The sequence below is a fragment of the Streptomyces sp. CNT360 genome (genome assembly GCF_000424785.1).
Window position 1 is genome coordinate 442,055 of the sequence record NZ_AUKO01000001.1, and the last position, 26,590, is coordinate 468,644.

The 26,590-nt window shown below is 74.3% G+C and carries 28 protein-coding genes and 1 pseudogene; 15 read left to right on the forward strand and 14 right to left on the reverse strand.

What is annotated here, in order from left to right; translation table 11 throughout:
* Window position 1: 1 nt before the first annotated feature.
* The 4 genes from H297_RS33965 to H297_RS0101870 all read right to left on the reverse strand — a co-directional run bounded on the left by H297_RS33965 (window position 2) and on the right by H297_RS0101870 (window position 2,093).
* On the reverse strand, window positions 2–889 hold the full coding sequence (locus tag H297_RS33965; protein WP_051351411.1) for a hypothetical protein: 888 nt from the start codon (window positions 887–889) through the stop codon (window positions 2–4).
* Between the two features lie 199 nt (window positions 890–1,088).
* Window positions 1,089–1,274, reverse strand: coding sequence for a DUF6104 family protein (locus tag H297_RS0101860; RefSeq protein ID WP_027735657.1), 186 nt, complete (start codon window positions 1,272–1,274; stop codon window positions 1,089–1,091).
* Window positions 1,275–1,356: 82 nt separating this feature from the next.
* Window positions 1,357–1,833 carry a pyridoxamine 5'-phosphate oxidase family protein gene (locus tag H297_RS0101865; protein WP_486589370.1) on the reverse strand — a complete coding sequence of 159 codons (477 nt, stop codon included), beginning with the start codon at window positions 1,831–1,833 and terminating at the stop codon, window positions 1,357–1,359.
* A gap of 53 nt (window positions 1,834–1,886) precedes the next feature.
* Window positions 1,887–2,093: a hypothetical protein gene (locus tag H297_RS0101870; RefSeq protein ID WP_027735659.1), complete on the reverse strand. Its 207-nt coding sequence runs from the start codon at window positions 2,091–2,093 to the stop codon at window positions 1,887–1,889.
* Window positions 2,094–2,271: 178 nt separating this feature from the next.
* Between H297_RS0101870 and H297_RS33970 the strand changes: the two genes are divergently transcribed.
* A complete protein-coding gene (locus H297_RS33970; protein WP_078513663.1) occupies window positions 2,272–3,579 on the forward strand; it encodes a histidine kinase in 1,308 nt (435 codons plus the stop codon).
* On the opposite strand, the gene H297_RS0101880 is transcribed toward H297_RS33970, so the two are convergent.
* A complete protein-coding gene (locus H297_RS0101880; RefSeq protein WP_027735660.1) occupies window positions 3,576–4,121 on the reverse strand; it encodes a GNAT family N-acetyltransferase in 546 nt (181 codons plus the stop codon). The genes H297_RS33970 and H297_RS0101880 overlap by 4 nt on opposite strands.
* 209 nt (window positions 4,122–4,330) lie before the next feature.
* On the opposite strand from H297_RS0101880, the gene H297_RS33975 reads away from it, so the two are divergent.
* Entirely contained in the window at window positions 4,331–5,068 is a 738-nt protein-coding gene (locus tag H297_RS33975; protein ID WP_064744770.1) for an MSCRAMM family adhesin, read from the forward strand.
* A 426-nt stretch (window positions 5,069–5,494) separates the two neighbouring features.
* On the opposite strand, the gene H297_RS0101890 is transcribed toward H297_RS33975, so the two are convergent.
* From H297_RS0101890 to H297_RS0101900, 3 genes are read right to left on the reverse strand one after another with little or no spacing between them, the layout of a single operon-like run.
* On the reverse strand, window positions 5,495–6,457 hold the full coding sequence (locus tag H297_RS0101890; RefSeq protein WP_027735661.1) for an acyl-CoA dehydrogenase family protein: 963 nt from the start codon (window positions 6,455–6,457) through the stop codon (window positions 5,495–5,497).
* A gap of 5 nt (window positions 6,458–6,462) precedes the next feature.
* Window positions 6,463–7,665, reverse strand: a complete 1,203-nt coding sequence (locus tag H297_RS0101895; protein ID WP_027735662.1) for an acyl-CoA dehydrogenase family protein — start codon at window positions 7,663–7,665, stop codon at window positions 6,463–6,465.
* A 2-nt stretch (window positions 7,666–7,667) separates the two neighbouring features.
* On the reverse strand, window positions 7,668–8,573 hold the full coding sequence (locus H297_RS0101900; protein WP_051351413.1) for an enoyl-CoA hydratase: 906 nt from the start codon (window positions 8,571–8,573) through the stop codon (window positions 7,668–7,670).
* A gap of 193 nt (window positions 8,574–8,766) precedes the next feature.
* Between H297_RS0101900 and H297_RS0101905 the strand changes: the two genes are divergently transcribed.
* From H297_RS0101905 to H297_RS0101915, 3 genes are all read left to right on the forward strand, one after another.
* Entirely contained in the window at window positions 8,767–9,567 is an 801-nt protein-coding gene (locus H297_RS0101905; RefSeq protein ID WP_051351414.1) for an SDR family oxidoreductase, read from the forward strand.
* 62 nt (window positions 9,568–9,629) lie between these two features.
* Window positions 9,630–10,229, forward strand: coding sequence for a TetR-type transcription factor C-terminal domain-containing protein (locus tag H297_RS0101910; protein ID WP_027735665.1), 600 nt, complete (start codon window positions 9,630–9,632; stop codon window positions 10,227–10,229).
* A 44-nt stretch (window positions 10,230–10,273) separates the two neighbouring features.
* Window positions 10,274–11,437 (forward strand): acetyl-CoA C-acetyltransferase, encoded by a 1,164-nt coding sequence (locus tag H297_RS0101915; RefSeq protein ID WP_027735666.1) that lies wholly within the window; start codon window positions 10,274–10,276, stop codon window positions 11,435–11,437.
* On the opposite strand, the gene H297_RS43540 is transcribed toward H297_RS0101915, so the two are convergent.
* Complete coding sequence (locus H297_RS43540; RefSeq protein WP_486589371.1) at window positions 11,404–11,934, reverse strand: LysR substrate-binding domain-containing protein; 531 nt, start codon at window positions 11,932–11,934, stop codon at window positions 11,404–11,406. The two genes, H297_RS0101915 and H297_RS43540, sit on opposite strands and share 34 nt — an antisense overlap.
* Window positions 11,847–12,539, reverse strand: coding sequence for a LysR substrate-binding domain-containing protein (locus H297_RS43545; RefSeq protein ID WP_064744771.1), 693 nt, complete (start codon window positions 12,537–12,539; stop codon window positions 11,847–11,849). Before H297_RS43545 ends, H297_RS43540 begins: the two co-directional genes overlap by 88 nt.
* Window positions 12,540–13,062: 523 nt before the next feature.
* On the opposite strand from H297_RS43545, the gene H297_RS43125 reads away from it, so the two are divergent.
* Both H297_RS43125 and H297_RS0101935 read left to right on the forward strand, forming a co-directional pair.
* Window positions 13,063–13,776 (forward strand): hypothetical protein, encoded by a 714-nt coding sequence (locus H297_RS43125; protein ID WP_051351415.1) that lies wholly within the window; start codon window positions 13,063–13,065, stop codon window positions 13,774–13,776.
* A gap of 114 nt (window positions 13,777–13,890) precedes the next feature.
* Complete coding sequence (locus H297_RS0101935; protein ID WP_027735668.1) at window positions 13,891–14,718, forward strand: hypothetical protein; 828 nt, start codon at window positions 13,891–13,893, stop codon at window positions 14,716–14,718.
* A gap of 656 nt (window positions 14,719–15,374) precedes the next feature.
* On the opposite strand, the gene H297_RS0101940 is transcribed toward H297_RS0101935, so the two are convergent.
* Both H297_RS0101940 and H297_RS0101945 read right to left on the reverse strand, forming a co-directional pair.
* Window positions 15,375–16,310, reverse strand: a complete 936-nt coding sequence (locus tag H297_RS0101940; RefSeq protein ID WP_027735669.1) for an SDR family oxidoreductase — start codon at window positions 16,308–16,310, stop codon at window positions 15,375–15,377.
* Between the two features lie 34 nt (window positions 16,311–16,344).
* The gene (locus H297_RS0101945) at window positions 16,345–17,103 is read right to left on the reverse strand and encodes an SDR family oxidoreductase (RefSeq protein WP_027735670.1); all 759 of its coding nucleotides are present in this window, start codon (window positions 17,101–17,103) and stop codon (window positions 16,345–16,347) included.
* A 120-nt stretch (window positions 17,104–17,223) separates the two neighbouring features.
* On the opposite strand from H297_RS0101945, the gene H297_RS0101950 reads away from it, so the two are divergent.
* The 4 genes from H297_RS0101950 to H297_RS33995 are packed head-to-tail and all read left to right on the forward strand — an operon-like array spanning window position 17,224 to window position 20,780.
* Window positions 17,224–18,000, forward strand: coding sequence for an enoyl-CoA hydratase family protein (locus tag H297_RS0101950; RefSeq protein WP_027735671.1), 777 nt, complete (start codon window positions 17,224–17,226; stop codon window positions 17,998–18,000).
* 1 nt (window position 18,001) lies between these two features.
* Window positions 18,002–18,892 (forward strand): CoA-transferase, encoded by an 891-nt coding sequence (locus H297_RS33990; protein ID WP_106959550.1) that lies wholly within the window; start codon window positions 18,002–18,004, stop codon window positions 18,890–18,892.
* Entirely contained in the window at window positions 18,889–19,668 is a 780-nt protein-coding gene (locus tag H297_RS0101960; protein WP_027735672.1) for a CoA-transferase, read from the forward strand. Before H297_RS33990 ends, H297_RS0101960 begins: the two co-directional genes overlap by 4 nt.
* The gene (locus H297_RS33995) at window positions 19,665–20,780 is read left to right on the forward strand and encodes an NAD(P)H-dependent flavin oxidoreductase (protein ID WP_486589372.1); all 1,116 of its coding nucleotides are present in this window, start codon (window positions 19,665–19,667) and stop codon (window positions 20,778–20,780) included. The genes H297_RS0101960 and H297_RS33995 overlap by 4 nt, the downstream gene beginning before the upstream one ends.
* A gap of 70 nt (window positions 20,781–20,850) precedes the next feature.
* Here H297_RS33995 and ybiA read toward each other — a convergent pair.
* A pseudogene (gene ybiA / locus H297_RS34000) lies at window positions 20,851–21,159 on the reverse strand (riboflavin biosynthesis intermediates N-glycosidase); the annotation flags it as partial.
* Between the two features lie 545 nt (window positions 21,160–21,704).
* Between ybiA and H297_RS0101975 the strand changes: the two are divergent.
* Together H297_RS0101975 and H297_RS0101980 are read left to right on the forward strand one after the other, a co-directional pair.
* The gene (locus tag H297_RS0101975) at window positions 21,705–22,547 is read left to right on the forward strand and encodes a class I SAM-dependent methyltransferase (RefSeq protein WP_027735673.1); all 843 of its coding nucleotides are present in this window, start codon (window positions 21,705–21,707) and stop codon (window positions 22,545–22,547) included.
* A 167-nt stretch (window positions 22,548–22,714) separates the two neighbouring features.
* Window positions 22,715–23,233 carry a DUF6624 domain-containing protein gene (locus tag H297_RS0101980; protein ID WP_027735674.1) on the forward strand — a complete coding sequence of 173 codons (519 nt, stop codon included), beginning with the start codon at window positions 22,715–22,717 and terminating at the stop codon, window positions 23,231–23,233.
* A 339-nt stretch (window positions 23,234–23,572) separates the two neighbouring features.
* Here H297_RS0101980 and H297_RS0101985 read toward each other — a convergent pair whose 3' ends face one another.
* Entirely contained in the window at window positions 23,573–24,454 is an 882-nt protein-coding gene (locus tag H297_RS0101985; protein WP_027735675.1) for an MmyB family transcriptional regulator, read from the reverse strand.
* Between the two features lie 177 nt (window positions 24,455–24,631).
* On the opposite strand from H297_RS0101985, the gene H297_RS0101990 reads away from it, so the two are divergent.
* Together H297_RS0101990 and H297_RS0101995 are read left to right on the forward strand one after the other, a co-directional pair.
* Entirely contained in the window at window positions 24,632–25,570 is a 939-nt protein-coding gene (locus H297_RS0101990) for an alpha/beta hydrolase (RefSeq protein ID WP_027735676.1), read from the forward strand.
* Window positions 25,567–26,532 (forward strand): alpha/beta hydrolase, encoded by a 966-nt coding sequence (locus H297_RS0101995; protein ID WP_486589373.1) that lies wholly within the window; start codon window positions 25,567–25,569, stop codon window positions 26,530–26,532. Before H297_RS0101990 ends, H297_RS0101995 begins: the two co-directional genes overlap by 4 nt.
* Window positions 26,533–26,590: the final 58 nt, after the last annotated feature.

Below are 26,590 nucleotides of genomic sequence, written 5' to 3' on the forward strand. Positions count from 1 at the left end.
GTCACAGATCCTTCGCGGGAGTGGGACGGGCAAAGGCGCCGGGGTCCTCGCGGTGTACGGCCGGGCGGCCGAGGAGGGCGAGGCCGCCGGAGACGGTGCCAGCCCGCAGGGTGCCGCGGCCGCCGCCCAGCGTGCCGGTGACCCTGGGGGTCCCCCACCTGTCGGCCGTCAGCTCGTCGAAGGCGCTGGAGAGGGTGCCGCCCGCGGTGTGGGCCTCGACCGTCAGGTCCGCGTCCTCGGGCAGCCGGACGGCCAGTTCACCCGAGACGCTGTTGAGCCGGATGTCGGCGGGCCCGCCGGACCGGGAGGAGGCCAGGTCGAGCACCATCGCGCCGCTGACCGAGTCGGCCTTGACCTCGCCGCCGCAGCCGTCGACGCACGTGAGGTCGCCCGAGACCGTGGAGAAGCGGAGCGGCCCCGCCAGCCGCTGGGTCTCGACGTTCCCCGAGACCGTCTCGGCCGTCACCGGCCCGCTCAGTCCGACGAGCGTCGTGGCTCCGGAGACACCCGCCACCCGTGTACGGCCCCGGATGCCGGAGACGACCGCGGCGGCCCCCACCACGCCGATCTCCAGGGAGACGAGGGCGGGCACCCGCACGGACACCTCGACCTCACGGCGGCGGCCCTTGCCCTTGCGGTCCAGCCACCCCAGGAAGCCGCGCCACGGCGGCAGATCCTCGTAGGCGACGACGAGCCGGCCGCCCTCGCGCCGCACGAGGAGAGGCGGCCCCTCGACCGTGCTGATCTCCAGGCGGGTGGTGGCCTCGTCGGTGCCGACGACGTTGACCGCGCCGTTCACCACGCGCACGTCCAGCTCGGTCACCGGGTCGTCGAAATCGATGCGCCGCGGCTCGGTGATCTGCCACGAGCGGTCGTCGGTTGCGGGCACAGCGGGCCTCCCTGGCTCAGGCGCGGCGGGCGTGCGCGGTCCGCGGGTGGCGCGGCGGGGGCCGCACACGGGCGGCGCCGCACGCCTCCCGACCCGGACGCGCACACACGACAACGACATATCGCGTCTCCGGGAGACGATATGTCGTGTATCGCGACAGGCGCAAGCCCCCTGGGTGGGACGCGCGCGGTGGAGCCGCTCAGTCCTCGTCCTCGTCCTCGTCGTCCAACCGCGCGAGCCAGGTCGCCAGCCGCTCCACCGGCACTTCGAAGTCCGGGTTGAGGTCGACGAAGGTGCGCAGCTGCTCCGACAGCCACGCGAAGCTCACCTCTTCCTCGCCGCGCCGCTTCTCCAGCTCTTCGATGCCACGGTCGGTGAAGTACACGGTGTCGCTCCAGGTCGGGTATGCAGACGTCGGGGCCGGCAGCAGGGCGCGTCGGGACGGCGGCGCGGCACGGGGCCGTGGGTCACCAGGGTATGCCGGGGCCGGCGGGCTCCGGAGCGGGCACGTAGCTGAGGTCCTGGGCCGTCAGCCGGTCCGGGCGCAGCCGCACCCACACCGTGCCGTCCTCCTGCGGATCGCCGTGCAGGTAGCGGACGAACCGCTCGTCCCAGTGGGCCTCGTCCTCACCCAGGTAGCGGCCCAGTTTCCGGCGCCCCCGCTCCACGTCGAACGGCACCACCTCGGCCGATCCGCGCGCGATGACCTGCCGTACCTCTCCGGTGGCGAGGTCGCACTCGTCCACCAGCACGGCCACCCGCGGATCGGCGCGCACCAGGGCGGGCAGCCGCGCCCACGGTCCGGTCAGGATCCAGAAGGCGCCCTCTTCCCACAGGAACCAGGTGGGCCGCACCGTCGGGCCGGTCTTCCCCCGGGTGGCGACCCGCGCCGTCAGCGGCCGGGCGAGAAAGTGCTCCACGTCGAAGTCCATGGAGCGCCCCATGCCCGGCAGGGCACGGGACAACCACGGGCGGCGCGGCATGCACAGGGGGCGGGTCACTCGTCCTCGACCGCGTCCGAGGCGACGCCGACCGCGATCCCCAGAACGATCAGCAGCACGCAGACGTAGACCTGGTAGCCGTCCAGGAAAGGGACCCGGTCGACCAGGGCCCACTTGTCGAACCAGCCGGTGAGCTGGTGAGCGATTCCGCCCGCTCCCTGGGCGATGAGGACGAACGCGGCGAAGCCGAGAAGTTTCTTCATGGCGTCAGGCTGACCGGGGCGAAGACCGCGGGGGATCGGGCATCGGCGTCGGTCGCGGCGACCTGAGTCGCACGAGCCGGGTCTCCTCGCCCTACCGAAGTCCCACCGAAGTCCTACCGAAGTCGCGATGTGACGCCGACGCGGGGCGCCTGCCCCTCCCCGCCCGTAGATTCGCGGTATGGGGCCTCACACGGAGAACGGCGCAACGAGCCGTCGCACAGGCAGGCGCAGCGCGCGCGACTGGGCCGCCGACATCGGCGCGTTCCTGTTCGCCGGATGCTTCCTGGTGCTCAGCACCGACGCCGTCGCCATCGATCCGGGCACCTCGCAGACGGCGCTGTTCCTCGACCAGTTGCGGGGCGGACTCGCCTGCGCGGCGCTCTTCGGGCGGCGCCGGTGGCCGGTGCAGTTGGCCGTGGCGCTGCTGCTCGCGGAGCCGTTCTCGCACTTCGTCACGGGGCCGATCCTCGTCGCACTGTTCACCGTGGCGGTGCACCGGCCGCCGCGGGTGACGGGGTACGTGGCGGCGCTGGGCTTCGCGCCGGTGCCCTTCCTCCTCGCGGGCGTGGGCCTGGTCGACGACCCCGACACGAACTCGGCGGTCACCTACTTCGTGCTGCTGGCCGGTGCGGTCGGCTGGGGCCTGTACGTCCGCTCCCGCCGTCAGCTCCTCGTCTCGCTCCACGAACGGGCCACCCGGGCGGCGGCAGACGCACGGCGTGAGGCCCGCGAGGACGTCGCCCGCGAGATGCACGACGTGCTGGCCCACCGGCTCTCGCTGCTGAGCGTCCACGCGGGAGCGCTCGAATTCAATCCGGGCGGCGATCCGGCGCAGCTGGGGCGGGCCGCGGGGGTCGTCCGGGACAGCGCGCACCAGGCCCTGCAGGACCTGCGGGAGATCATCGGCGTCCTGCGGGCGCCCGAGCACACCGGGCGCCCGCAGCCGGTGCTCGGCGACGTGGCGCAACTCGTCGAGGAGTCCCGGCGGGCCGGTGCCCGCATCACTCTCGACCTCGACGTGGCGGGCGGGCCCGCCGAGGTGCCGGCGGCGGCGGGCCGCACCGCCTACCGCATCGTCCAGGAGGGGCTGACCAACGCCCGCAAACACGGGCCGGGCCCGCACGCACCGGTCGCGGTGACGGTGCGGGGCGCCGCCGGAGGGAGTGTGACCGTCGAGGTCCGCAACCCCGGCGTACCGGAGGGCCCGCCCGCCGAGGTTCCCGGCGCGGGACAGGGCCTCATCGGTCTGGCCGAGCGCACCGCGCTGGCCGGAGGCACCCTTGAACACGGCTGGGAAGGTGGCGAGTTCCGCCTTCGCGCCACCCTGCCCTGGCCCGCGCCCGGCACCGCCCCCGCCCTCGTCCCCGCCCACGGGTCGGCCGCCTTCGCGCAGGGGCCCGCCGGCCGTGCGGGAGAGCCCACGAAGGGTCCCGTGAGGGAGGGTTCGGCGCGGGCAGGGGCTGCTGAGGGGGCAGGGACGCGCTAGCGCGGAGTGGGGCCGGGTGACTCGCCCAGTGGCCGTTGCAGCAGCACCGTGTCGATCCAGCGGCCGTGCTTGTGGCCGACGGCCGTGAGACGGCCGGCCGGGGTGAAGCCGTGCCGCCGGTGGAGGGCGACGGACGCGCCGCCGCCCGCGGCGCCGGTGTCGGAGATGACGGCGATCATCCGGCGGAACCCGCCCGCCGCGGCGCTGGCCAGCAGCTCGCGCAGCAGCAGGCCGCCCAGCCCCTGCCCCGTGTGCCCGCGGGAGAGGTAGACGGTGTTCTCGACCGTGTGCCGGTAGGCGGTCTTCGCCTTCCAGGGGCTCGCGTACGCGTAGCCGACGACCTCGCCTGCCACCTCGGCGACGAGGAACGGCAGTCCCCGCGCCGTGCAGTCGTCCAGGCGCCGCTCCCACTCCGCGGCGGTCGGCGGGACCTCGTCGAAGGTGAGCACGGTCTCGGTCACGTAGTACGCGTAGACACCGGCGACGGCGGCGAGGTCGTCGGCGGTGGCCGCCCGCACGGTGCGGGGATCGGCGGTGGGCATGCGGACCTCGCAGGGGCGGTCTCGACGAGTACGGCGGCCCGCAGCGTAGGAGGCTCCCGTTTCGGCGGCGTTTCCGGCGCTCCTACGGGGTGTACGGGGCCCACGCGGCATGAGCATCGCACCCTCTCCCGGCCGGTCACCGAGACGGGCGCGGCGCGGTGGGCAGGGGCGGCTGAGCCCCGCACAGGTGCGGTAGCCATACTGGCCCCGTGGAGCAACGACCTGATGCAGCCGAGCCCGCCGTGCTCAGCGCAGGCACGGACCCGACCTACATCCCCGGCCTCGACACCGTCGCGTCGGCGAAGCCGGACACCGACGACGACACCGTCGACGAGCGGCCGACGGAACCGGCGGCGGACACGGACGCGGATACGGAACCCGACCGGGACGGCGCCGACCGCGACGAGGACGCCCGGACGGCCGTGGACGCCGAGAGCGCCGAGGCCGACACGGACGACGAGGAGGCCGCGGACGACGACAAGGAGCGCTCCGAGGAACCACCGGAGGGTCCCGCCTTCGAGGCGTCGGACCGCCGGTCCTCGGTCGTCGCGAACGGCCACGGCGTGGTCTTCCGCCTGGACGACGCGGAGGCCCGCTTCGACTGGGCCGAGATCGGCTCCGTCGAGATCGGCACCTCCCGGTTCGGCCGCCGCCTGAACGTGTGCGTCTGCACGACCGGCCACCGGCGCTTCGACGCGGAGGTCGAGGCGGACTCCCGCCGCCAGGCCAAGGAGTGGGCCGACGCCCTCGACTCCGTTCTCGACTCCTGGTTCGAGGACGAGGCCAAGGACGAGGACGAAACCGAGGACGAGGCCGGAAGCGGGAGCGCGGGCAAGGGCGAAGACGCGAGCACGAGCGAGGACAAGAGCGAGGACAAGGACGCGAGCACGGGCAAGGAGAAGGGCACGGGCAAGGACAAGGGCAAGGACGACGCCGACACAGAGTGACGGCGCGGCCTCGCGTGGCAGGCCCGCTGGGTGGTGCTTCGGCTCTGCGAGACGGCCGCCCGGATGCCGGCGCGGGAGGCGGCCCTCTCGGTGACGGACGCCTCCGGGGCACGGGCGGCCCCGCCCCGCCCGTGGTGCGGGACACCAGCGACGCGAGGTGCGCTGTAGTCGTTCCGCGCGGCCGGGGCGGACGGTCCGGCCGCCCCAGGCCGCCGAGGAGGCCCGGCCCGCCGTTCCGGGGCGAGCCCTGGAGCGCCCGCCCGCAGTCCTGGGCGCCGGGCTCGTCCGCACCCATGGGCGCGGCAGGGCGCCCCCGGCCGGAGGGGCCAGGCGACGACGGGCGGCAGCCGGGAAGGCGCGCGGCCCGACCGGCAACAGCGCGCACCGGCCGGGCAAGGAGCGCGCGTCGGCCGGGAGGGTCGCGGCTCAGTCGGGCAGCAGGGTGGTCGCGAGGACGGCTCTGTGGCAGGCGGCCTCGGTGCCCCAGTGGGTGCGCAGCGCGTGGGCCTTGCGCAGCAGCAGGGTGAGGTCGTACTCGTCGGTGTAGCCCACGGCGCCGTGCACCTGGAGCGCGGTGCGGGCCGCCCGGTGGGCCGCGCGGGCGCAGGCCGACCTGGCTGCGGGCAGGTCACGCGGGTCGGCCGCCGCGTCACCACGTACGGCGAGCGCCGCGCCCTGCAACAGGGGGCGGGCGAACTCCAGCAGGACAGCGGTGTCCGCCAGTTGGTGCTTGACGGCCTGGAAGGATCCGATGGCGCGTCCGAACTGCCGCCGCTGCCCCGCGTACTCGACGCTGCCCGCCAGCAGTGCCTGGCCCGTGCCCAGCGCCTGGGCGGCCGTCAGCAAGGTGGCGAGCGCCCGCAGCCGCCCGGTGTCGGCCGACGCGCGCGCTCCCGGGGCGCAGCGCACCAGGTGGCGGGCGGGGTCGACGGAGGGCAGCGGGGCACCTGCGGGCTCGGCGGTGTGCAGGCTGCCGTCCGCGAAAGCGAAGACGGCGTCCGCGGCGTGGGCGTCCACCGCCCACCCGGAGGCGGGGTCGGTGACCGTCGCCAGGTGCTCGCCGGTCAGCAGGGCGTCGTCCCACTCCGGAGTGGAGACCAGGGCGGCCGTCACGGCGACGGACTCGGCCAGCGGGCCGGCCGCGCCCGCGCGGCCGATCTCGACGAACGCGGCGGCCAGTTCGGCCGGGTACCAGCCCAGGCCGCCCGCCTCCTCGGGGACGGCGAGAGCGGGCAGCCCGGTCCCGGCGAGGGAGCGCCACAGGGCGCGTCCGGGCTCGTGGTCACCGGCGGCCCAGGCGCGGGCGGCCTGGAGCGGGGCGGCGTCGGCCAGCAGGTGGCGGAGCACCTCGGCGTAGGCGAGCTGGTCGCGGTCGGGCAGAAAGCGCATGGTGCTCAGCGTCCCCTCGGCAGGCCGAGCACGCGCTCGGCGACGATGTCGCGCTGGATCTCGTCGGTGCCCGCGTAGACGGGGCCGGCCAGCGCGAAGATCCAGCCCTCCAGCCAGGCCGCTGCGGGCAGCCCTTCGGTGATCTCGGCGGTGCCGGGGCCGAGCAGGTCGAGAGCGGTCTCGTGCAGGTCGATGTCCAGTCGGGACCAGTGGAGCTTGTTCACGGAGGAGGGGATCGCGGCCTCCTGGGGCCGGGGCCCGCCACCCGGTGCCGCGTCGGTGGTCGCCGCCTCGTCGGCCGCCGATGCCGCCGCGTACCCGGCGAGTTGGTAGGCGCGGGCGCGGATCCAGGCGTCGGCCACCCGGGCGCCCAGCGCGGTGTCGCCCGGGTCGGCGCGCTCGTGCCACAGCTGCCGCAGCCTGTCGGCGGCGGCCGTGAAGCGGCCGGGTGACCGCAGGGTGATCCCGCGTTCGTCACCGGCGGTCGCCATGGCGGCGCGCCAGCCCTGCCCGGCCTCGCCGATGACATCCGCGTCGGGCACGAACACCCGGTCCAGGAAGATCTCCGCGAAGGCGGGCTTGCCGTCCAGCCGTCCGATGGGCCGTACGGTGACGCCCTCGGCGTCCAACGGGAACATCAGGTAGCTCAGCCCACGGTGCCGTTCGGCCCGCGGGTCGCTGCGGAAGAGGCCGAAGGCGCGGTCGGCGAAGGCGGCGCGGGAGGACCAGGTCTTCTGGCCGGTCAGCAGCCAGCCGCCGCCGTCCCGGTCGGTGCGCTCGGCGCGGGAGCGCACCGAGGCCAGGTCGGAGCCGGCTTCCGGTTCGGACCAGGCCTGCGCCCAGATCGTTGCGCCGGACGCCATCGCGGGCAGGACGCGGGCCAGTTGCTCCTCGGTGCCGTGCGCGAGGAGGGTAGGGGCCAGCAGGCTGATGCCGTTCTGGCTGACGCGTGCGGGTGCGCCCGCCGCGTAGTACTCCTCCTCGAAGAGCAGCCACTCGGTGAGGCTCGCGTCGCGGCCCCCGAAGGCGCGGGGCCAGGAGACCACCGACCAGCCGCCCGCGTGCAGTTCGCGCTCCCAGGCCCGGTGGGCGGCGAACCCCTCCGCGGTCTCCAGACAGGGCAGCGGCTCGGCGGGCACGTGCGCGGCGAGCCAGGCGCGGGCCTCGGCGCGGAACGCCTGCTGCCCCTGCGTGAGGTCCAGGTCCATGCTCAGGCTCCGTCCCGGCTCTCGGCTGCGCGCCGCCCCGCGTCGCGCATCGAGCGGGCGTTCATGCCGCCGAGCGCGTCGGCGCCGGTCTCGGCGTTGTGCGCGTGCGCCACGTGGTGCAGCCCGAAGGCGGAGTCGAGGCCGTTGTGCAGACCCATCAGGTCCTCGGCCTGGTTGACGGCGCGCTTGGTCAGGGCGAGTCCGAAGCGCGGCATCTCGGCGATGCGGGCGGCCAGCGCGTCCGCCTCGGCGGCGAGGTCGGCGCGGGGCACGACGCGGTTGACCATGCCGATCTCGTACGCGCGCCGGGCGCTCATCCGCTCCCCCGTGTAGAGGAACTCCTTGGCGATCCGCGGCCCCATCACCCACGGGTGGGCGAAGTACTCGACGCCGGGGATGCCCATGCGCACCACCGGATCGGCGAAGAAGGCGTCCTCCGCGGCGACGACGAGGTCGCACACCCAGGCGAGCATCAGCCCGCCCGCGACGCAGGCCCCCTGGACGGCGCAGACGACGGGCTTGGGCAGCTCCCGCCAGCGGCGGCACATGCCCAGGTAGACCTCGGACTCGCGGGCGTAGCGGGAGTCGGCGCCCTCCTTGCCGACGTGGTCCCACCACAGTCCGGCCTTGCGGGGGAAGGTCAGGTGGGCGTCGCGTTCCGGGGTGCCGATGTCGTGTCCGGCGCTGAAGTGCTTGCCCGCACCCGCGAGGACGACGGCGCCGACCTCGTCGTCGTCGGCGGCGCGCAGGAGGGCCGCGTCGAGGGCGTAGGTCATCGCGGAGTTCTGGGCGTTGCGGTACGCGGGGCGGTTGAGGGTGACGCGGGCGACGGCGCCGGTGCGCTCGTACGTCACGACTCCGTCCGCGCCGGGGCTCTCGGGGCCGTCCCCGGGGGCGTCGTCGGGCATGGGGGCTCTCCTCGGTGCTCTCGTACTTCCTCGGCGAGGGCTTCCCTAACAAGTGTTTGGTAGATTAGCGTGGCCCCGACAGCACGTCGAGCCCGCCCGCCCCGCAGGCGGAACCGGCCGTGCGGACCGCACGCACCGCGACCGCGGATCGCCGCACACCGCCGGACCGGGCGCACCGGGAGAGGGGCACCGCGTGATCCGAGCCGGCAGCACCCCGCCCGACTGCCCGCCCCCGCACGGGCTGCTGGCCGGGCGTACCGTCGTCGTCACCGCGGCCGCCGGCAGCGGCATCGGCGGGGCGACGGCCCGCCGGGTCCTGGCGGAGGGCGCCGAGGGCGTGGTCGTCGGCGACACCCACGCACGCCGCCTCGGGGAGAGCGCCGAGGCCCTCGCCGAGGAGTTCGGCGCCGAGCGGGTGCACGCGGTGCGCTGCGACGTCACCGACGAGGACGAGGTGGCCGCCCTGCTGGGGGCCTGCACCGAACGGCACGGCCGCATCGACGTGCTCGTCAACAACGCGGGCCTGGGCGGCACCGCCGAGCTGGTGGAGATGACCGACGAGCAGTGGACCCGCGTCCTGGACACCACCTTGAACGGCACCTTCCGCTGCACCCGCGCCGCCCTGCGCGCCATGCGGGACCAGCCCGGCGGCGGCGTCATCGTCAACAACGCCTCGGTGGCCGGCTGGCGCGCCCAGCGCGGCCAGGCCCACTACGCCGCCGCCAAGGCCGGGGTCATGGCGCTGACCCGCTGCGCCGCGCTGGAGGCGGCCGACCACGGCGTACGGATCAACGCCGTGGCCCCCTCCCTGGCCATGCACCCCAACCTGGTGAAGGTCACCACCCCAAGACTGCTGACGGAGCTGACCTCCCAGGAGGCGTTCGGCCGGTACGCCGAGCCGTGGGAGGTCGCCAACGTGATCGTCTTCCTGGCGAGCGACTACTCCTCGTACATGACGGGCGAGGCGGTCGCGGTCAGCAGCCGGCACCCCTGACCGGCGCGCTGCCGGGCGACCGCTGCGACCAGCCCGTACGCGCCGCGGCGGACAATGGAGGCATGGTGACGCCGAAGAAGACCCCCCAGGGCGCCGAGCGCCGGGCCGAACTGCTGGCGACCGCGGCCGAGGTGTTCGCGGAGCTCGGGTACAACGCCACGACCGTCCGCACCATCGCGGACCGCGCCGGGATGCTCGCCGGCAGCCTCTATTACCACTTCGACTCCAAGGAGTCGATGGCCGACGAGATCCTCAGCGCCTTCCTCACCGACCTGTGGGCGGGCTACCAGCGGATCGAGGAGGCCGGAGCAGGACCGCGCGAGACGTTCGCAGGGCTGGTGACCGAGTCGTTCCGGCAGATGGAGCGGCACCGCCCCGCCGTCGTCATCTACCAGAAGGAAGCCCGCCGGCTCTCCGCGCAGAAGCGCTTCCGGTACCTGGCCGAGTCCCAGGAGCGGTTCCAGAAGCTGTGGACCGCCACGCTGGAGCGCGGGGTGGCCGACGGCAGCTTCCGGCCCGGCCTGGATGTGCCCGTCGCCTACCGGTTCGTGCGCGACACCGTGTGGGTGGCCGCCGTCTGGTTCCGGCCCGAGGGACGCAGGAGCGCGGCGCAGATCGCCGAGCAGTACACGTCGATGGTGCTCGACGGAATCGCCACCTGACGCCGGCAGGTGCGGTGGCCCCCGACACGAGGAGAGTGAACGCGATGTCCCGCGGCGAGGCGTACCTGGTCGGAGCCGTCCGCTCCCCCGTCGGCAAGCGCGGCGGCGCGCTGGCCGGCGTCCACCCGGCCGACCTGGGGGCGCACGCGCTGCGCGCGCTGGTCGAGCGGGTCGGGGTGGATCCGGAGGCGGTCGAGGACGTGGTCCTCGGCTGTCTGGACACCGTCGGACCGCAGGCCGGGGACATCGCCCGCACGGCGTGGCTGGCCGCGGACCTGCCCGAGTCGGTGCCCGGCGTCACCGTCGACCGGCAGTGCGGTTCCTCCCAGCAGGCCCTGCACTTCGCCGCCCAGGCCGTCATGTCCGGCACCGCCGACCTGGTCGTCGCGGGCGGCGTGCAGAACATGTCGCAGGTCCCCATCGCCTTCGCCTCCCGGCAGGCCGCGGAACCCCTCGGCCTGACCGACGGCCCCTACCACGGCTCCACCGGCTGGCGGGCCCGCTACGGCGACGCCCCGGTCGACCAGTTCCACGGCGCCGAACTCATCGCGCGGCAGTGGGACATCAGCCGCGAGGAGATGGAGCGCTGGGCGCTGCGCTCGCACCAGCGCGCACTCCAGGCGCAGGACGAGGGCCGCTTCGAGCGGGAGATCGCACCGCTGGGCGCGCACGCGGTGGACGAGGGCCCGCGGCGCGGCACCACCCTGGAGAAGATGGCCGGTCTGGACCCGCTCACCGAGGGCGGCCGGCTCACGGCGGCCGTCTCCTCGCAGATCTCCGACGCCTCCTCGGCGGTGCTGCTGGCCTCCGAGGAGGCCCTGCGCGTCCACCGCCTCACCCCGCGCGCCCGTGTGCACCACCTCTCGGCGCGCGGCGAGGACCCGATCCGTATGCTCTCCGCTCCCGTCCCGGCCACCGCACACGCCCTCAAGCGGGCCGGGATGACGCTGGACGACATCGATCTGGTGGAGATCAACGAGGCGTTCGCCTCCGTCGTACTGGCCTGGCTGCGGGAGACCGGCTGCGACCCCGACAAGGTCAACGTCAACGGCGGCGCCATCGCCCTGGGCCACCCCCTCGGTGCCACCGGCACCAAACTGATGACCACCTTGCTGCACGAGTTGGAGCGCACCGGCGGCCGCTGGGGGCTCCAGACCATGTGCGAGGGCGGCGGTCAGGCCAACGTCACCATCATCGAACGTCTCTGAGGCCGCGCGGGGCCACGCCCCAGCCGCGCGGGGCACGGCAGGCGGCGACGCGGGACGGGGACGGCCCGTCGCCGCCCGGACCCCCGGGTCGCCACGGTCGCCGGGCGGCCGGTCCGCTGACCACGCGCCCGGCCACGCGTGGTCCTCGTCGGGCGTGTTCGGGTGCGGGCCCTCGTGCGGCCACTCCCCCGCCGCCTCCTGCGCGGCCGCTCCCCCGCCGCCCGCTGCGGGCCCTCGTGCGGCCAGTCGTGCTGGGCGCGCAGCAGGCCGGCGAAGGCCCGCTCGGCCGGGGACAGCAGCCGGTCCCGGCGGCGGACCAGGCTGACGGGGCGCGCACTGGGCGCCGGACGTACCGGTACGACGGCGAGCCTGCCGCCCCGCACGACATGCTCCACCGCGTGCTCGGAGATCAGGGCGAGCCCCAGCCCCGCGGCCACGCACTGTTCGACCGCCTCCGGGCCCCACACGCCCCCGCGGGGGCCTCGGCGAGCCCCCACTCGTCGAGGTCCTGTTCCTGCAGCTCGCGCGTCTGCGAACCGGGCTCGCGCAGCAGGAGACGCCGGCGCGACAGCTGTCCGGGGGCGACCGGTGCGCGCCCGGCGGTCAGCGGGTGGCCGGGCGGGGCGATCAGCACCAGCCGCTCGTCCAGCACCGGCTGGGCCGCCAACTGCGCGGCGTGCGGCACCCCGGCGACCACCGCGAGGCCGATCTCCCCGCTGAGCAGCCGCTCCTGGACCGCCTCGTTGTTGCCGACGTAGATGTCGCACTCGATGCCCGGATGGACGGCTCGGTACCGGGCCGTCAGCGCGGGCAGCAGGCAGGTACCGACCGTGGTGGAGCCGCCGACCAGCAGCCGCCCGGTCACCAGGCCGCTGACCTGGCGTACCGCGGCGACGGCCTCATCGGCGAGCAGGAAGACCCGCTTGCCGTACGCGGCCAGCACCTCGCCCTCGGCGGTGGGGGTGGCCCGCACCCCGGAGCGGTCGATCAGCGGGACGTGCGGGGACTGTTCGAGCCGCCGTACCTGGTTGGAGACGGACGGCCGGCTCATGTACAGCTCGCGCGCCGCCGCCGGGAAGCCCTGGTGCTCGACGGCCTTCATGAAGATCCACAGTCGGTGGAGGCCGAGTTCCGCAGCCTTCCCCGAACGCCCGGCGGCGCAGCGAGCGTACCGGGGAAACGCGCCGGCCGGGAGGGGTCGGGCCGGGGCGCTCGTGGCTATGGGCGGTACAGCGCTTCCGGTGGTTCTGAGGGCCTCACGGCCGGTGCTACCCGTGAACACCAGCGCGGCCCCGGGGCGACAGCGGCCCGGCGTTCCCCGCGCTGACCGGGGCGTACAACGCGCTCACCGAGGACGTGGGCCTGCCCCCGCCGGACACCACCTGCGCGGCTGCGGCGCACGGCAGGGCCGCGAGGGGGCAGGACAGCTCGCAGGCGGGCGAGGCGCCGCACCCGCGGCCGTCCGGGGAGGACAGCACGCCGGAGGCGACCGCGCGCTCGGTGGCCGGGCCGTCGCCTCGGGGCGGGCTCGCCCTCTACCGGCAGACGCTGCGGGACCCGAGGGTGCCCACCCTGACCGCCGCCTACTTCCTGCTGAAGCCCGCCCGTTACACGATCCTGCTGCGATGTGGAGCCCCACCGAGGTCGACGTCGACCCGCGGGCGGCGATCCCCACGGGGGCCGGGTACCTGGCCGAGGAGTGGGGCGTCCAGGTGCGGTTCGGCACGTCGGTGTGCGGCATCGACATGCCGCACACCGACACCACCGAGGGCAGGTGGCGGGCCGAGCGGGTGTACGTGTGCAGCGGCAACGACTTCGCGACGCTCTACCCGCAGGTCTTCGCCGACAGCGGGCTGGTCCGCTGCAAGCTCCAGCTGATGCGTACCCGAGTGCAGCCCGGCGGCCGGCAGTTGGGGCCGATGCTGTGCGGCGGGCCGACCCTGCTGCACTACGCCGCGTTCGACGGGCCGGCCGCCACCCGGCAGCCTGCCGCCCGGCTCGATGCCGAGCTGCCGTTCGAGCGGGCCCAAGGGCATCCACGTCCTGCTGTCCCGGACCGCGGACGGGCGGCTGACCCTCGGGGACCGCCACAGCTACGCCATGACCCGCACCCCCTTCCAGGACGAGTCCACCAACGAGGCGGTGCTGCGCTGCCTGTCGGGGTTCGCGGCCCTGCCCTCCACCGCGGTGACGGAGCGGTGGGAGGGCTGCTGTCCCTCGCTGCGGGACGGCCGCACCGAGCTCGTCGTCACCCGGAGCCCGGGGTGACCGTGGTCAACGGCGTCGGCGGCGCCGGGATGACGCTGTCCTTCGGGCTCGCGGAGGAGGCCGTGGGCTGAGCGGAGGCGGCGCGCGCGGCCCGCCCGTCCTTCGGTACGGTCACAGGCGACCGGCGCGCCGGCCCGCTGCCGGGCCGACGGCGACTCCACGAGTGGCATGAGGCGGGCAACCACATGTGCGTGTCCCCGGGCCCGGCCGAGTTCTCCGGCACCACCTTGTACGTGGGGCGCCGCCACCACGCCGAGCACGGGCTCGTCCACGTACTCGGCTACCAGAACATCGCCGCCAACCGCGCCCAGGGGCCCAACGCGATGCTGCTGCACCTGCCGGCGCGCGGCGTGACACAGGACAACTTCCTTTATGTGGGGCGCACCACCGACGTACTGGAGCGGATGGTGGCCGCCGTCCGCCCGAGGCCCGTCGCGGTGGCGGGCGGCCCGGCCGTGATGGACTGGATGGGCGACGAGGCGGCGCGGGTCGAGGTCTTCGAGCACGACATCCACACCGTGCTGCCGGCCGCCGACCCCACCGCGCTGCCGCACGCCCTCGGCCGGGTGCCCGCGCACAAGCGGCCCCCGCTCGACCCCGGCCTGATGCGCTTCTACGCCGAGCGCTACCCCGGCCACGCGATGGCCGTGTGCTGCTTCGACAACGCCGAGGCGGCGCGGGCCGAACCGCTGCTGCTGTGGTACACGCCGCTGGACCCCGAGGTGCTGACGGCCCCCGCCCTGGACGCCCACACCGGGCGCCCCCCGGGCATGGTGGGCTCGGTACCCGTCGACCACTGGGTGCTCTTCGGCAGTGACGAGGCGCCCCACCTGTGGGGGGAGCCCGTGCAGCACGACCCGGACATCCCGGAGCGGCTGCGGGCCTTCCTGCCCGGCCAGGTGGTCGGGCAGCACTACGGCGGGCTGCTGCGCAACGGGGACTTCGCCGTCCGCCACGAGGACCTGCTGACCAGCGGCACCGCGCAGGTGCGGCGGGTGCCCGAACCGGCCTGATCCCTCGCCGGGCTCGGATCATGGGGTCCTGCACCGACAGCCCCCAGGGCGCCGCGCACGGCGAAAGCCGAAGCGCCCTCGGGATCGTCGGCGACGTGGCTGCGGCCGGTGTGCACGTCCCGCCAGAGGCGCTGCTTCACATGGCCGGGACGCATGGCGTCGCCGCGGCGTTCTCCACCGTCGAGTCGCGCGCCCGCACCGCGCGTCCGGTACCGAACACCTGGTCGCGCGGACGCGGAGCCGCAGCTCCATGGGCAGCCGAGCGCCACGGACGGCGCGCCATGCATCTCGGCGGCGTTCCGTCCGATCTGCCGCCAGGCGGCGTCCACCTCGCCGGCAGCCCGGCCGGTCCGCACGTGCGCGAGGGGTTCCTTGCCCACCTCCTGCCCGCAGGGACGCCGGCGCGCGGCCGCCCCCTCGTCCACCGCACCCGCGCCACTCACGGCACTCTCCGCGCGGGGCGACAGCCTCGGTGCCGCGCACGTACGAGCGCGGCACCCCACTGGTCAGCGAGGTGTCTCACCGGCCGGGAGCGGAGTGGCGAGGGGCGGCCGGAACGCGGCGGTGTCCAACTCGGAACCGAGGGGGGCTCGGGCAGATCAGATCGGGGCAGCGCTGCCCGGGCCGAACGGCGTCACCCGGCCCGGCCCCGGCGGCTACCGCGCCCCGTACACCGGTTGCGGGGCGGGGGCCCGTGCCAGCAGGTCGCGGACGGGGGTGTCCAGGTCGGCGGGGTTCCAGCGGGTGGGGTGGTCGGCGTGGGTGGTGCGGCGCCAGCCGTCCATGACGGTGACGCGGCCGCCCTCGGCCTCGAAGACGCGACCGGTGATCCCGGCGCAGGCGGCCGAGCCGAGGTAGACGACGAGGGGGGAGACGTTCTCGGGGGCCATCGCGTCGAAGCCGCCGTCGGTGGGCGCGGCCATGTCCTGGGCGAAGGTGTGCTCGGTCATGCGGGTGCGGGCCGCCGGGGCGATGGCGTTGACCTGGACGCCGTAGCGGCCGAACTCCGCCGCGGCGACCTGCGTCAGGGCGGCGATGCCCGCCTTGGCCGCCGCGTAGTTGCCCTGTCCGACGGCGCCCAGCAGACCGGCGCCTGAAGAGGTGTTGACGATGCGGGCCGCCTCGGGCGTGCGGCCCGCCTTGGACTCGGCGCGCCAGTGCACGCCCGCGTGCCGCATCGTCAGGAAGTGGCCCTTGAGGTGGACGCGGACGACCGCGTCCCAGTCGTCCTCCGCGAGGTTGACCAGCATCCGGTCGCGCAGGAAGCCGGCGTTGTTGACGAGGGTGTCGAGGCGGCCGAACGCCTCCAGCGCGGTACCGATCAGCCGCGCCGCGCCCGCGCTGTCGGCGACGTCGTCGGTGCTGACGGCCGCCTCGCCGCCGGCCGCCCGGATCTCGGCCGCCACCTGCTCGGCGGGGGTGTCCGCGCCGGTGGCGCCGTCCAGGCCGACACCCAGGTCGTTGACGACGACGCGGGCACCCGCGCGGGCGAACGCCAGGGCGTGTGCGCGGCCCAGGCCCCGGCCCGCGCCGGTGACGACGACGACCCGGCCCTCGGCCAGGCCGGGTGCGGATGTGTGCTGCGGTGCCATGGCGTCCTCCGGTGGGTGGCGTACGGGCTGCGGGTCAGGGGTTGTCGACGGTGGCCGCGTCCAGGAAGGCGGGGCGTTCCCCGCCGCCGTGCACGGCGAGCGAGGCGCCGGAGATGTAGCGGGCCGCGTCGGAGGCGAGGAACACGCACGCGTCCCCGACCTCGTCGGGCTCGGCGAGCCGGCCCAGGGGCACGGTGGCCGAGACGGCGGCGACGCCCGCCGCGTCGCCGTAGTGGACTTCCGTCTGTTCGGTGCGGGCCAAGCCCACGACAACGGTGTTGACCCGCACCCCGTCCGCGGCCCACTCCACGGCCATGGAGCGCGCCAGGTTCTCCAGGCCCGCCTTCGCCGCCCCGTAGGCCGCGGTGCCCGGCGAGGGCCGTCCCCCGCTGACGCTGCCGATCATGACGACCGCGCCGCCGCCGGGCTGCTGCCGCATCAGGGCGTGGGCGGCGCGGGAGAGGTGGAGGGGCGCGAGAAGGTTCAGCTCGATCACGCGGGCGTGCCGGTCGGCGGCGGACCGGGCCAGCGGCCGGAAGGGGGTGCCGCCCGCGTTGTTGACCAGGACGTCGAGGGAGCCGTGGTCGGCCGCCACGCGCCGGCAGAGCGCCTCGGCGGCCTGTGGATCGCGCACGTCGAGGGGCAGGTAACGGGCCTCGCGCCCCCCTGTGGTGAGGGGGCCGGCGGGCGGGCGGCGGGCGCAGACGACGACGTGCGCGCCGTCGCGGAGGAACGCGCGGGCGATGCCCGCACCCACCCCGCGGGTCCCGCCGGTGACGAGTGCAACGGTCATGGTGCTCCTTCGATCGGGCCGGGGTGGGGGCGGGGCGGGACCGTGCTCTTCCGCAGTGCGCGGACACACTGCTAGCTTCTCACCAAACAAACGTTAGGTGGAAAGGTAGCTGATCCGCTCATGACTGTCTCCACCTCCTCACCACGCGACGGCATCGCCGTGGTGACCGTCGACCATCCGCCGGTCAACGCCCTCCCGGTGCGGGCCTGGTACGAACTGGCCGAGGCCGTCACAGCGGCGGGCCGGGACGGGACCACCCGCGCCGTCGTGCTGGCCGCCGGCGGCCGCGGCTTCAACGCGGGCGTCGACATCAAGGAGATGCAGCGCGCCGAGGGGACCGGAAGAAACACGGTCCTCATCGGCGCCAACCGCGGCTGCGCGGCCGCGTTCGCGGCGGTTCACGAGTGCGAGGTCCCCGTCGTCGCGGCCGTGCACGGCCACTGCCTGGGCGGCGGCATCGGCCTGGTGGGCAACGCGGACGCCGTCGTGGCGAGCGAGGACGCCACCTTCGGCCTGCCCGAACTCGACCGGGGCGCCCTGGGCGCGGCCACCCACCTGGCCCGCATGCTGCCGCCCCACCTGATGCGCACCCTCTACTACACGGGCCGCACCCTCACCGCCCGCGAACTGCACCACCACGGGGCCGTCTGGGCGCTGGCCGAGGGCGCGGCGACGGTGCTGGAGACCGCGCTGGAGCTGGCGGGCCAGATCGCCGCCAAGGACGGCTACCTGCTGCGCCTGGCCAAGGAGGCCCTCAACGGGATCGACCCCGTCGACGTGCGCCGCAGCTACCGCTACGAACAGGGCTTCACCTTCGAGGCCCACCTCTCCGGTGCCGCCGACCGGCACCGGGACTCCTTCGTCGACGCGCAGGCACAGGCGCGAAAGGGACGGTGACCTGGTGAGCGGGGACAAGCAGGTGACGCCGGAGGAGTTCGCCGGCCGCATCGAGTCCGGCATGACCGTCGGCATCGGCGGCTGGGGCTCGCGCCGCAAACCGATGGCGCTGGTGCGGGCGCTGCTGCGCACCGGCGTGAAGGATCTGACCGTCGTCTCCTGCGGAGGACCCGATGTGGGGCTGCTCGCCGCGGCCGGGCGGATCAGCACCCTGGTGGCGCCGTTCGTCACCCTGGACTCGGTGCCGCTGGAGCCGCACTTCCGCGCGGCACGCGAGAGCGGGGCCCTCACGTTCGAGGAGTGGGACGAGTCGATGTTCCTGTGGGGACTGACGGCAGCCGCGCACCGGGTGCCGTTCCTGCCCGTACGTGGCGGCCTGGGCTCCGACGTGCCGCGCAACAACCCCCGGCTGCGCACCGTCACCTCCCCCTACGAGGACGGCGAGGAGCTGATCGCGGCGCCGGCGCTGCGGATGGACGTGGCGCTCGTCCACGTCAACCGTGCGGACACGCGCGGCAACGGGCAGGTGCTGGGGCCCGACCCCTTCTTCGACGACCTGTTCACCGAGGCCGCGGAGACCGCCTACCTGTCCTGCGAGCGGCTGGTGGAGCGGTTCGAGGGGCCGCCGCAGACGCTGCTGGTGCAGCGGCAGAACGTCACCGGCGTGCTGCACACCCCGCGCGGGGCGCACTTCACCAGCTGCGCCCCCGACCACGGCCGCGACGAGGAGTTCCAGCGCGCGTACGCGCAGGCCGCGCAGGACGCGGCGGCCTGGCGCGGATTCCACAGGCGCTTCCTGGCCGGGGACGAGGACGACTACCAGCGGGCCGTCGACGCCCTCGCGCACGAGGACGGCTCCCCGCGCGCCGCACGGAAGGACCGGACGAAGTGACCGCTTCAGCGACCACCGCCGACGCCTGCGCGTCCGGCGCCCCCACCCGCGCCGAGGTCTGCGTCGTCGCCTGTGCCGAGGCCTGGCGCGGCGACGGCGAAGTCCTCGCCGCCACCGCCGGTACCGTCCCCGCCCTCGGCGCCCGCCTGGCGCGCCTGACGTTCGGCCCCGAACTGCTGCTCACCGACGGCGAGGCCATGCTGCTGGCCGGGCCGCACGAGAGCGGCCACGTGGAGGGCTGGCTCCCCTACCGCAGGCACCTCTCCCTGGCCGCGCGCGGCAAGCGGCACATGATGATGGGAGCCAGTCAACTGGACCGGTACGGCAACCAGAACATCTCCTGCATCGGCGACTGGGCCCGCCCCGCACGGCAGTTGCTCGGCGCACGCGGGGCACCGTCCAACACCGTCAACCACCCGGTCTCCTACTGGGTGCCCCGCCACTCGACGCGGGTGTTCGTGGAGGCCGTGGACACGGTCAGCGGCGTGGGCTACGACCGGGCGGCCGAGGCGGGCCGGGCGGCCACCCGCTTCCACGGGCTGCGCCGCGTCGTGACGGACCTGGCGGTGCTGGACTTCGCGACGCCCGACCACCGGATGCGGCTCGCGAGCGTGCACCCCGGCGTCGGCGTCGCGGACGTGACCGCGCGCACCGGGTTCGCGCTGGAGATCCCCGCCGAGGTGCCCGTCACCCCGGAGCCGACCGCCGAGGAACTGCGGCTGATCCGCGACGTGCTGGATCCGCGCTCCGCCCGGGACAGGGAGGTGCGCGGGTGAACACCGCAGCGGCGCCCGTGCCACCGGCCCCGCCGCCCCCGCTCAGCACCCCGCTCACCTCCCTGGTCGGGGTCCGGCATCCGCTCGTGCAGACCGGCATGGGCTGGGTGGCAGGGCCGCGGCTGGTCTCCGCCACGGCCGAGGCCGGCGCCCTGGGCGTCCTGGCCTCCGCGACGATGACACTGCCCCAACTCCGCGACGCGGTACGCGAGGTGAAGTCCCGCACCGCGGCCCCCTTCGGCGTCAATCTGCGGGCCGACGCCGGTGACGCCGCCGCACGGGTGCGGCTGATCGCCGAGGAGGGCGTGCGCGTCGCCTCGTTCGCGCTGGCGCCCTCCCGCGAGCTGGTCGGCCGGCTCAAGGACGCGGGCGTCGTCGTCATCCCTTCCGTCGGCGCCGTCCGGCACGCCGAGAAGGTCGCCGCGTGGGGCGCGGACGCGGTGCTCGTCCAGGGCGGCGAGGGCGGCGGGCACACCGGGCAGGTCGCCACCTCGGTGCTGCTGCCGCAGGTGGTGGACGCCGTGGACATCCCCGTCGTCGGCGCGGGCGGCTTCCACGACGGACGCGGACTGGCCGCGGCCCTGTGCTACGGCGCGGCCGGCGCGGCCATGGGCACCCGGTTCCTGCTCACCCGCGAGTCGACGGTGCCCGACGCGGTCAAAGCCCGCTACCTGGCGGCGAAGGTCACCGATGTCACCGTCACCACGAAGGTGGACGGATTGCCGCACCGGATGCTGCGCAGCGAGATGGTGGCGGCGCTGGAGTCCGCCGGCCGGGCCGCCTCCCTGCTGCGGGCGCTGCGGCACGCGGCCGCCTTCAAGAAGCACTCCGGCATGTCGTGGGCGGCGATGCTGCGCGACGGCCGCGCCCTGCGCCACGGCAAGGACCTCACCCTCGGTCAGACGCTGCTCGCCGCCAGCACCCCGATGCTGCTGAGGGCCGCCATGGTGGAGGGCCGCACCGACGCGGGCGTGATGTCCGCCGGGCAGGTCGCCGGGCTCATCGACGACCTGCCGAGCGTGGCGCAGGTCGTCGAGACCACGGTCACCCGGGCCGCCGCCCTGCTGAGGGAGCCGGCCGCACGCGCCGCGGCGCCGGGTGCGCCCGGCTGAGCGACGTCATCGGCCACGCCGGGCACGGCACCGGACACGGCACAGCGCGCGGCGTCGGGCGGCGCAGCGGTCACTCGGCGGTGGTGAGGTTCTGCCGGGTCTCCATGAGGGCGAAGCCGAGGAGGTCGGTGCCGGGCCAGCGGGTGGGGTCGGCGGCGCGGGCGTCGTCGGCCGCCAGTCCGCTGCCCCACACGCGGTCCAGCGGGCCGGCCTCGACCAGCACCCGCCCCGCCGTGCCGGCGAGGAAGCCGGCCAGTTGCGGGTCCTGTCCGAACTTCGCCGTGTTCGCGGCGACGACGATGCCGTACCGCTCCCGGGCCCAGGTCTCCTCGTCGAAGCCGCGCACCTGACGGCCCAGCGCCTTCGCCGCGCCCGGATGCGGTGGCCTGCCTCACGCGCCGCGCCTGCTGGACGCCGGTGGCCACCGGGCCCGCGGGGGGACCGGGCGAACGCGGACCGGCGGTGTCGGGGACCCTGGTCGACCTGGCGCGGCGCGGACGGCGGGAGGGCGTCTTCCGCGACGACCTGAGCGCCCGGCAGCTCGGCGTGCTGCACGGGGTCCTCACCCAGGGCGCCCTGCCCCGACCCGCCGCTCATCGGGGACGCGCTGGCCGAGGCCGCCGCGTCCGTGACCCGGCTCCACCCCGACGGCGCCTGCCCGGGGCCCGCACAGCCCGGCGATACGGCGGGGGCAGCCGCTCGCACGGGTGAGGCGGAGGGTCCGTCCGGCGCAGTCCGCTGATCCGCCCTCCCGCGCTCCGGCCGACACTGGCGGTGAGCGCGGTCCCCCTTCCGGCCGTCCCAGGACACCGGGGTGGCGGCCCGCGCTCCGACCCGCCGCGACCCACCTTGCACGCCCCGCTCCGGTGCCCCCACCGCTCGCCCGGTGCGGGCACCGGCTGCCGGAACGGAGACGGAGCCCGCATGGCCAGCAGGAAGAACCTCGTCGCCGACCGCACCGCGCTCGCCCACAAGGCCCGGTACGCCCTCGCCCACCCGCACCGCATCCCGGCGCACCTCAAGCGCGCCGGCCGGGACCGCTGGCTGACGTTCAAGCACCGTGACCACGTCAGCTACTACCGGGCGGTCATGGCCTCCGACACCCGGCGCAGCCCCGAGGCCGCCGTGGGCAGCTCCACCCACGAGGGATGGCTGCAACTGGGCGCGCTCCAGTTCGACTATCTGCGCACGCACGGACTGCGGCCCGGCCATCGCATGCTGGACATCGGCTGCGGCAACCTGCGGGCCGGCTGGCGCTTCATCGACCACCTCGCGCCCGGCCACTACTACGGCATCGACATCTCCCCCGACGTACTCGTCTCCGCGAAGCGCACCCTCACCACGCAGGGTCTGCAGACCAAGCTGCCCCACCTGACCCTCGTCCAGGACCTCACGCTGGACTTCCTGCCCGACGCATATTTCGACGTCGTCCACGCGCACAGCGTCTTCTCGCACTCCCCCCTGCACGTCATCGACGAGTGCCTGGCCCATGTGGGCCGTGTGCTGGCCCCCGGCGGGTTCTTCGACTTCACGTTCGACCGCACACTCGGTGCCGAGCACCATGTGCTGCGCGAGGACTTCTGCTACCGCACCGAGACCCTCACCGCGCTGGCCGACCGCCACGGTCTGCGGGCGCGCTTCATGGACGACTGGGAACTGACCGGCCACGGCCAGTCCAAGCTCCGTCTCACGGCCGCGCCCGCTCCGTCCTCCGGCAGTACGGAAGCGGACCAGGGGCCGCCCAGGACGGGCGCCGCTCAGTCGTAGGAGACGTTCAGATGGCGACTTCCTCCTCGAAACCGGTGGCCGGCCCCTCGGACGCCCCGCCGACGGCGGGAAGGCGTCCTGTGTTCCATCATGAGGGCGCGGAGGGGGCCGCGTCACCATCCGCCAGGACGACATCTGGCCCCAGGACGGCTCCTAGGGTGGGCGGCATGGCCTCTGAACCCGCCCACACCCTCGTCACGATGAAGGCCGCGGACAACGCCGCGGCGGCCCAGGCCAACAGTAGTGATCCCGCCGAGCAGTTGGCCTGGCGCCGGCTGACCGCCCGGCACGGTGACACCCTGCGCGCACTGCTCCGGGAGCACGGGCACTGGCCGACCGCCCAGGAGGTGGGCGAGGAAGGGGCCCTCGCCGCCTGGCTGGTCGCCCAGCACGCCGACCGTCAGCTCGACGTGCAGCAGTTGGCGGTGCGGCTGCTGGAGGACGCGGTGCGGGACGGCTCGGCGGGTCCCGAGGGGCCGAGCCGGCTGGCCTTCCTCCAGGACAGGTTCCACGTCAACGCGGGGCTTCCGCAGCGCTACAGCACCCAGATCCAGGGCGTGGCCGAGGACGGCCGGCCCGTTCCGTGGCCGGTGGAGGACCCGGAGAAGATGGACACCTACCGGGTCGAGGCAGGCATCCTGCCGTTCGACGAGTACATGGCGCAGTTCCTGCCGAAGCCTTACTGATGGTTTCAGAATGAGGTGGCTGCGGATCCTGTGCTCGACGAGCTTGGTCGCCAGGGCGTCCCAAGTGCGTGCTGATCTTGTTCCTGTCGGCCTGTCGGCAGGCCCGCTCCCGAGCGGCGCCGCCGGCATCTGAGGCGGTTGCTTGTTCCTGACCGAACAGCGCTGGCCGGCGTCGCCTGGCGGGACGTCCCGGCGAAGACCGTGGGCTGTTTCGGCGTGACGGCCTGGCGCTTGCCGCGGGGTTGGGCCGGGACAAGCGCCTGGACGCCGCCTTGCTGACCGTGCTGCGTTCTTCGGCGGCATCGAGACGCCCCGCGTCGGCGGGCAGCTCAGCCTGATTCACCGGTGCGGCGCCCCGGTCGTCGCTGCCCAGCTGGCCAGTAGTTGCAGACGCTCGGCAGTGGGGGAGGCGGGCTCGGCGATGTACGCGGACAGGGTGATGGAGGGTGAGGAGTCGAGGGTCAGTTCCTCGAAGCCCAGGATGAGCTCTCCGACCTGGTGGTGGTGGAGGGTCTTGCTGCCTGCGCGGTGGACGCCGACATCATGAGCGGCCCAGCGGGATCTGAAGTCGGTGCTTCGCGTGGACAGCTCGCCGACGAGCTGTATCAGATGCTTGTCGTGCGGTGTCGCGCCGGCCTGGGCCCGGAGGATGCGCACGCACGCGGCTGCCGCATCGTCGAGGTCGTCGTAGAACTTGGCCGCGGCGGGATCGAGGAAGACGACGGAGGCCAGGTTCGGCGGGGAGGACGACGAGCGCCGGGTCGGGCTGGTGAAGGCCATGTCGAACAGGGCCCGGCCGAGCGGGTTCGCCGCGAGGACGTCGAGCCTCCTGCTCAGGGCGATGACGGGGGTGGCGCTCATCGCGTCGATGAGCAGCTGTACCTGCTGCGGCACGCCCGCCGCGGGCTTCGGCTGTCTCCTCGCCCGCGAGGGGCGGCGCGCGGTGCGGGCGAGGTCGTAGAGGTAGGCGCTCTCGTCCTCGGTCAGCTGCAGGGCGCGGGCCAGGGCGTCGAGGACCTCGTCGGAGACCCCTGTCAGGTCGCCTTTCTCGATCCGGGTGTAGTAGTCGACCGAGACGCCGGAGAGCATCGCGACCTCCTCCCGGCGCAGGCCGGGGACGCGGCGCGCTCCGCCGCCCTCCGGGATGCCGGCCATGTCGGGGGTGATCTTCGCGCGGCGGGTGGCCAGGAAGTCCCGTACGCGCTCGTCCTTCGGTGCCATGACCTCACGCTATGGGCGATCGGGGCCAGGGGCCAGGTTCCGCCAGACCCCCCTCCGAGGGGGGTTCTGTCGCAACCTTCCACCCTCGATCGAGGGCACCCACTGTTGATGTCGCAAGAGCCGACGGGCGCCGATCCGGCTCCCGGACGACGATGAGCAGGACAGCCAGGAGGAATCATGACTGAACGGACCGAGCGTGTGAGCTTCCGTTCCCCGGGGATGGCCTGGGACCTGGCGGGAATCCTCCACCTGCCCGAGGATTTCGACGAGAACGGCTCCTATCCGGCGATCGTGAGCGTTCACCCGATCGGCAGCTGCAAGGAACAGACCGCCGGCACCGTGTACGCGAAGGCGCTGGCGGAGGCCGGCTACGTGGTGCTGGTCTTCGATGCCAGTTACCAGGGTGAGAGCGGCGGGCAGCCGCGTGTGGTCGAGGATCCCGCGCAGCGCGTGGAGGACGTCCGCGTCGCGGTCGACCACCTCGTGACGCTCCCCTACGTCGATGCGGACCGCATCGGCGGGATCGGGGTCTGCGGCGGTGGCGGCTACGTCATCAACGCGACCATGACCGACCGCCGGATCAAGGCCGTCACCAGCATCACCGGCGTGAACTTCGGGCGTCTCAGTCGCGAGTCATTCGGCGGCTACGACCCGATCGGCGCTCTGGAGCAGATGGCGGCGCAGCGCACCGCCGAGGCACGCGGCGCGGATCCGCGGGTCGACGACCTCCTGCCTGCCTCGGTCGAGGCCGGACGGGAGGCGGGGCTGACGGACATCGACGTGCTGGAGGCCACGGACTACTACAAGACCGGCCGGGGACAGAGCCCGGGCGGCGCCACGAGCGCGGTGCTGTCGCGTCGCGCGGCGGCGATCGGCTGGGACGCGTTCTTCGACGCCGAGCAGCTGCTCACCCGGCCGCTGCTGGTCGTGATCGGCGACAAGCCCGGCGGGCTCGGCGCCTACCGCGACGGCCAGGAGATCTACGGCCGCGCCGCCACGAAGGACAAGCGGCTCCTCGTCGTGGAGGACACCTCGCACTACGACCTCTACGACCGGCCGGAGCCGACGCGCCAGGCCATCGAAGCCGCGACGGAATTCTTCGGCGCCCACCTGTGATCCCGGCCCACCCAGAAACCCATTCGACAGCAGACCCGAGGAACATCATGAGCGAGAACATCAGCATCAAGACCCTCAACGGCTACGGCACCACCCTCGCCGCGGTGATCAACTTCCCGAAAGGCTTCGACGCGTCGAAGACCTACCCGGCGATCGTCGTCTCCCACCCGGGCGGCGGCGTGAAGGAGCAGGCCGCCGGCCTGTACGCGGGCAAGCTCGCCGAGCACGGCTTCGTGACCGTCGCCTACGACGCCTCGTTCCAGGGCGCGAGCACCGGGGAGCCGCGCCAGCTGGAGAACCCGCACATCCGCACCGAGGACGTCAGCGCCGTGGTCGACTACCTGACCACGCTCGGCTACGTGGACAGCAGCCGCATCGGCGCGATGGGCATCTGTGCCGGGGCCGGCTACACCGCGAACGCCGCGATCAACGATCCCCGTATCAAGGCCGTGGGCACCGTGAGCCTCGTCAACACCGGCCAGATGTTCCGCAACGGCTGGACGAACGACGTCGCCGACGCCGACGCCGCTCCCCTGCTCGCGATGGGCGCGGAGGCCCGCACCACCGATGTCCAGGGCAAGGACAACCCCTTCCCGCTCGCACCGATGCGCGAGGAAGACGCGCCGGACGAGGAGCTGCGCCAGGCGTGGGAGTACTACCACACGCCGCGTTGCGAGCACCCGAACGCGCCGGGCTTCATGACCGCGCGCAGCCTGAGCCAGATCATCACCTACGACGCCTTCCACAAGGCCGAGGCGTTCCTCACGCAGCCGCTGCTCGTGATCGCGGGCAGCGAGGCCGGATCGAAGTGGATGAGCGATGACCTGTTCGCGCGCGCCGCGAGCAAGGACAAGTCCTTCCACGTCGTCGAGGGATCGAACCACATGGAGCTCTACGACGGCGAGAAGGAGGTCGCCGAGGCCGTCAGCAAGCTCGGCCCCTTCTTCGCCGACAAGCTCTGACCCAGGCAGTCGTCGCCGCCCCGCCCCGCTCAAGCGGGGCAGCCTGACCGCAGACGCG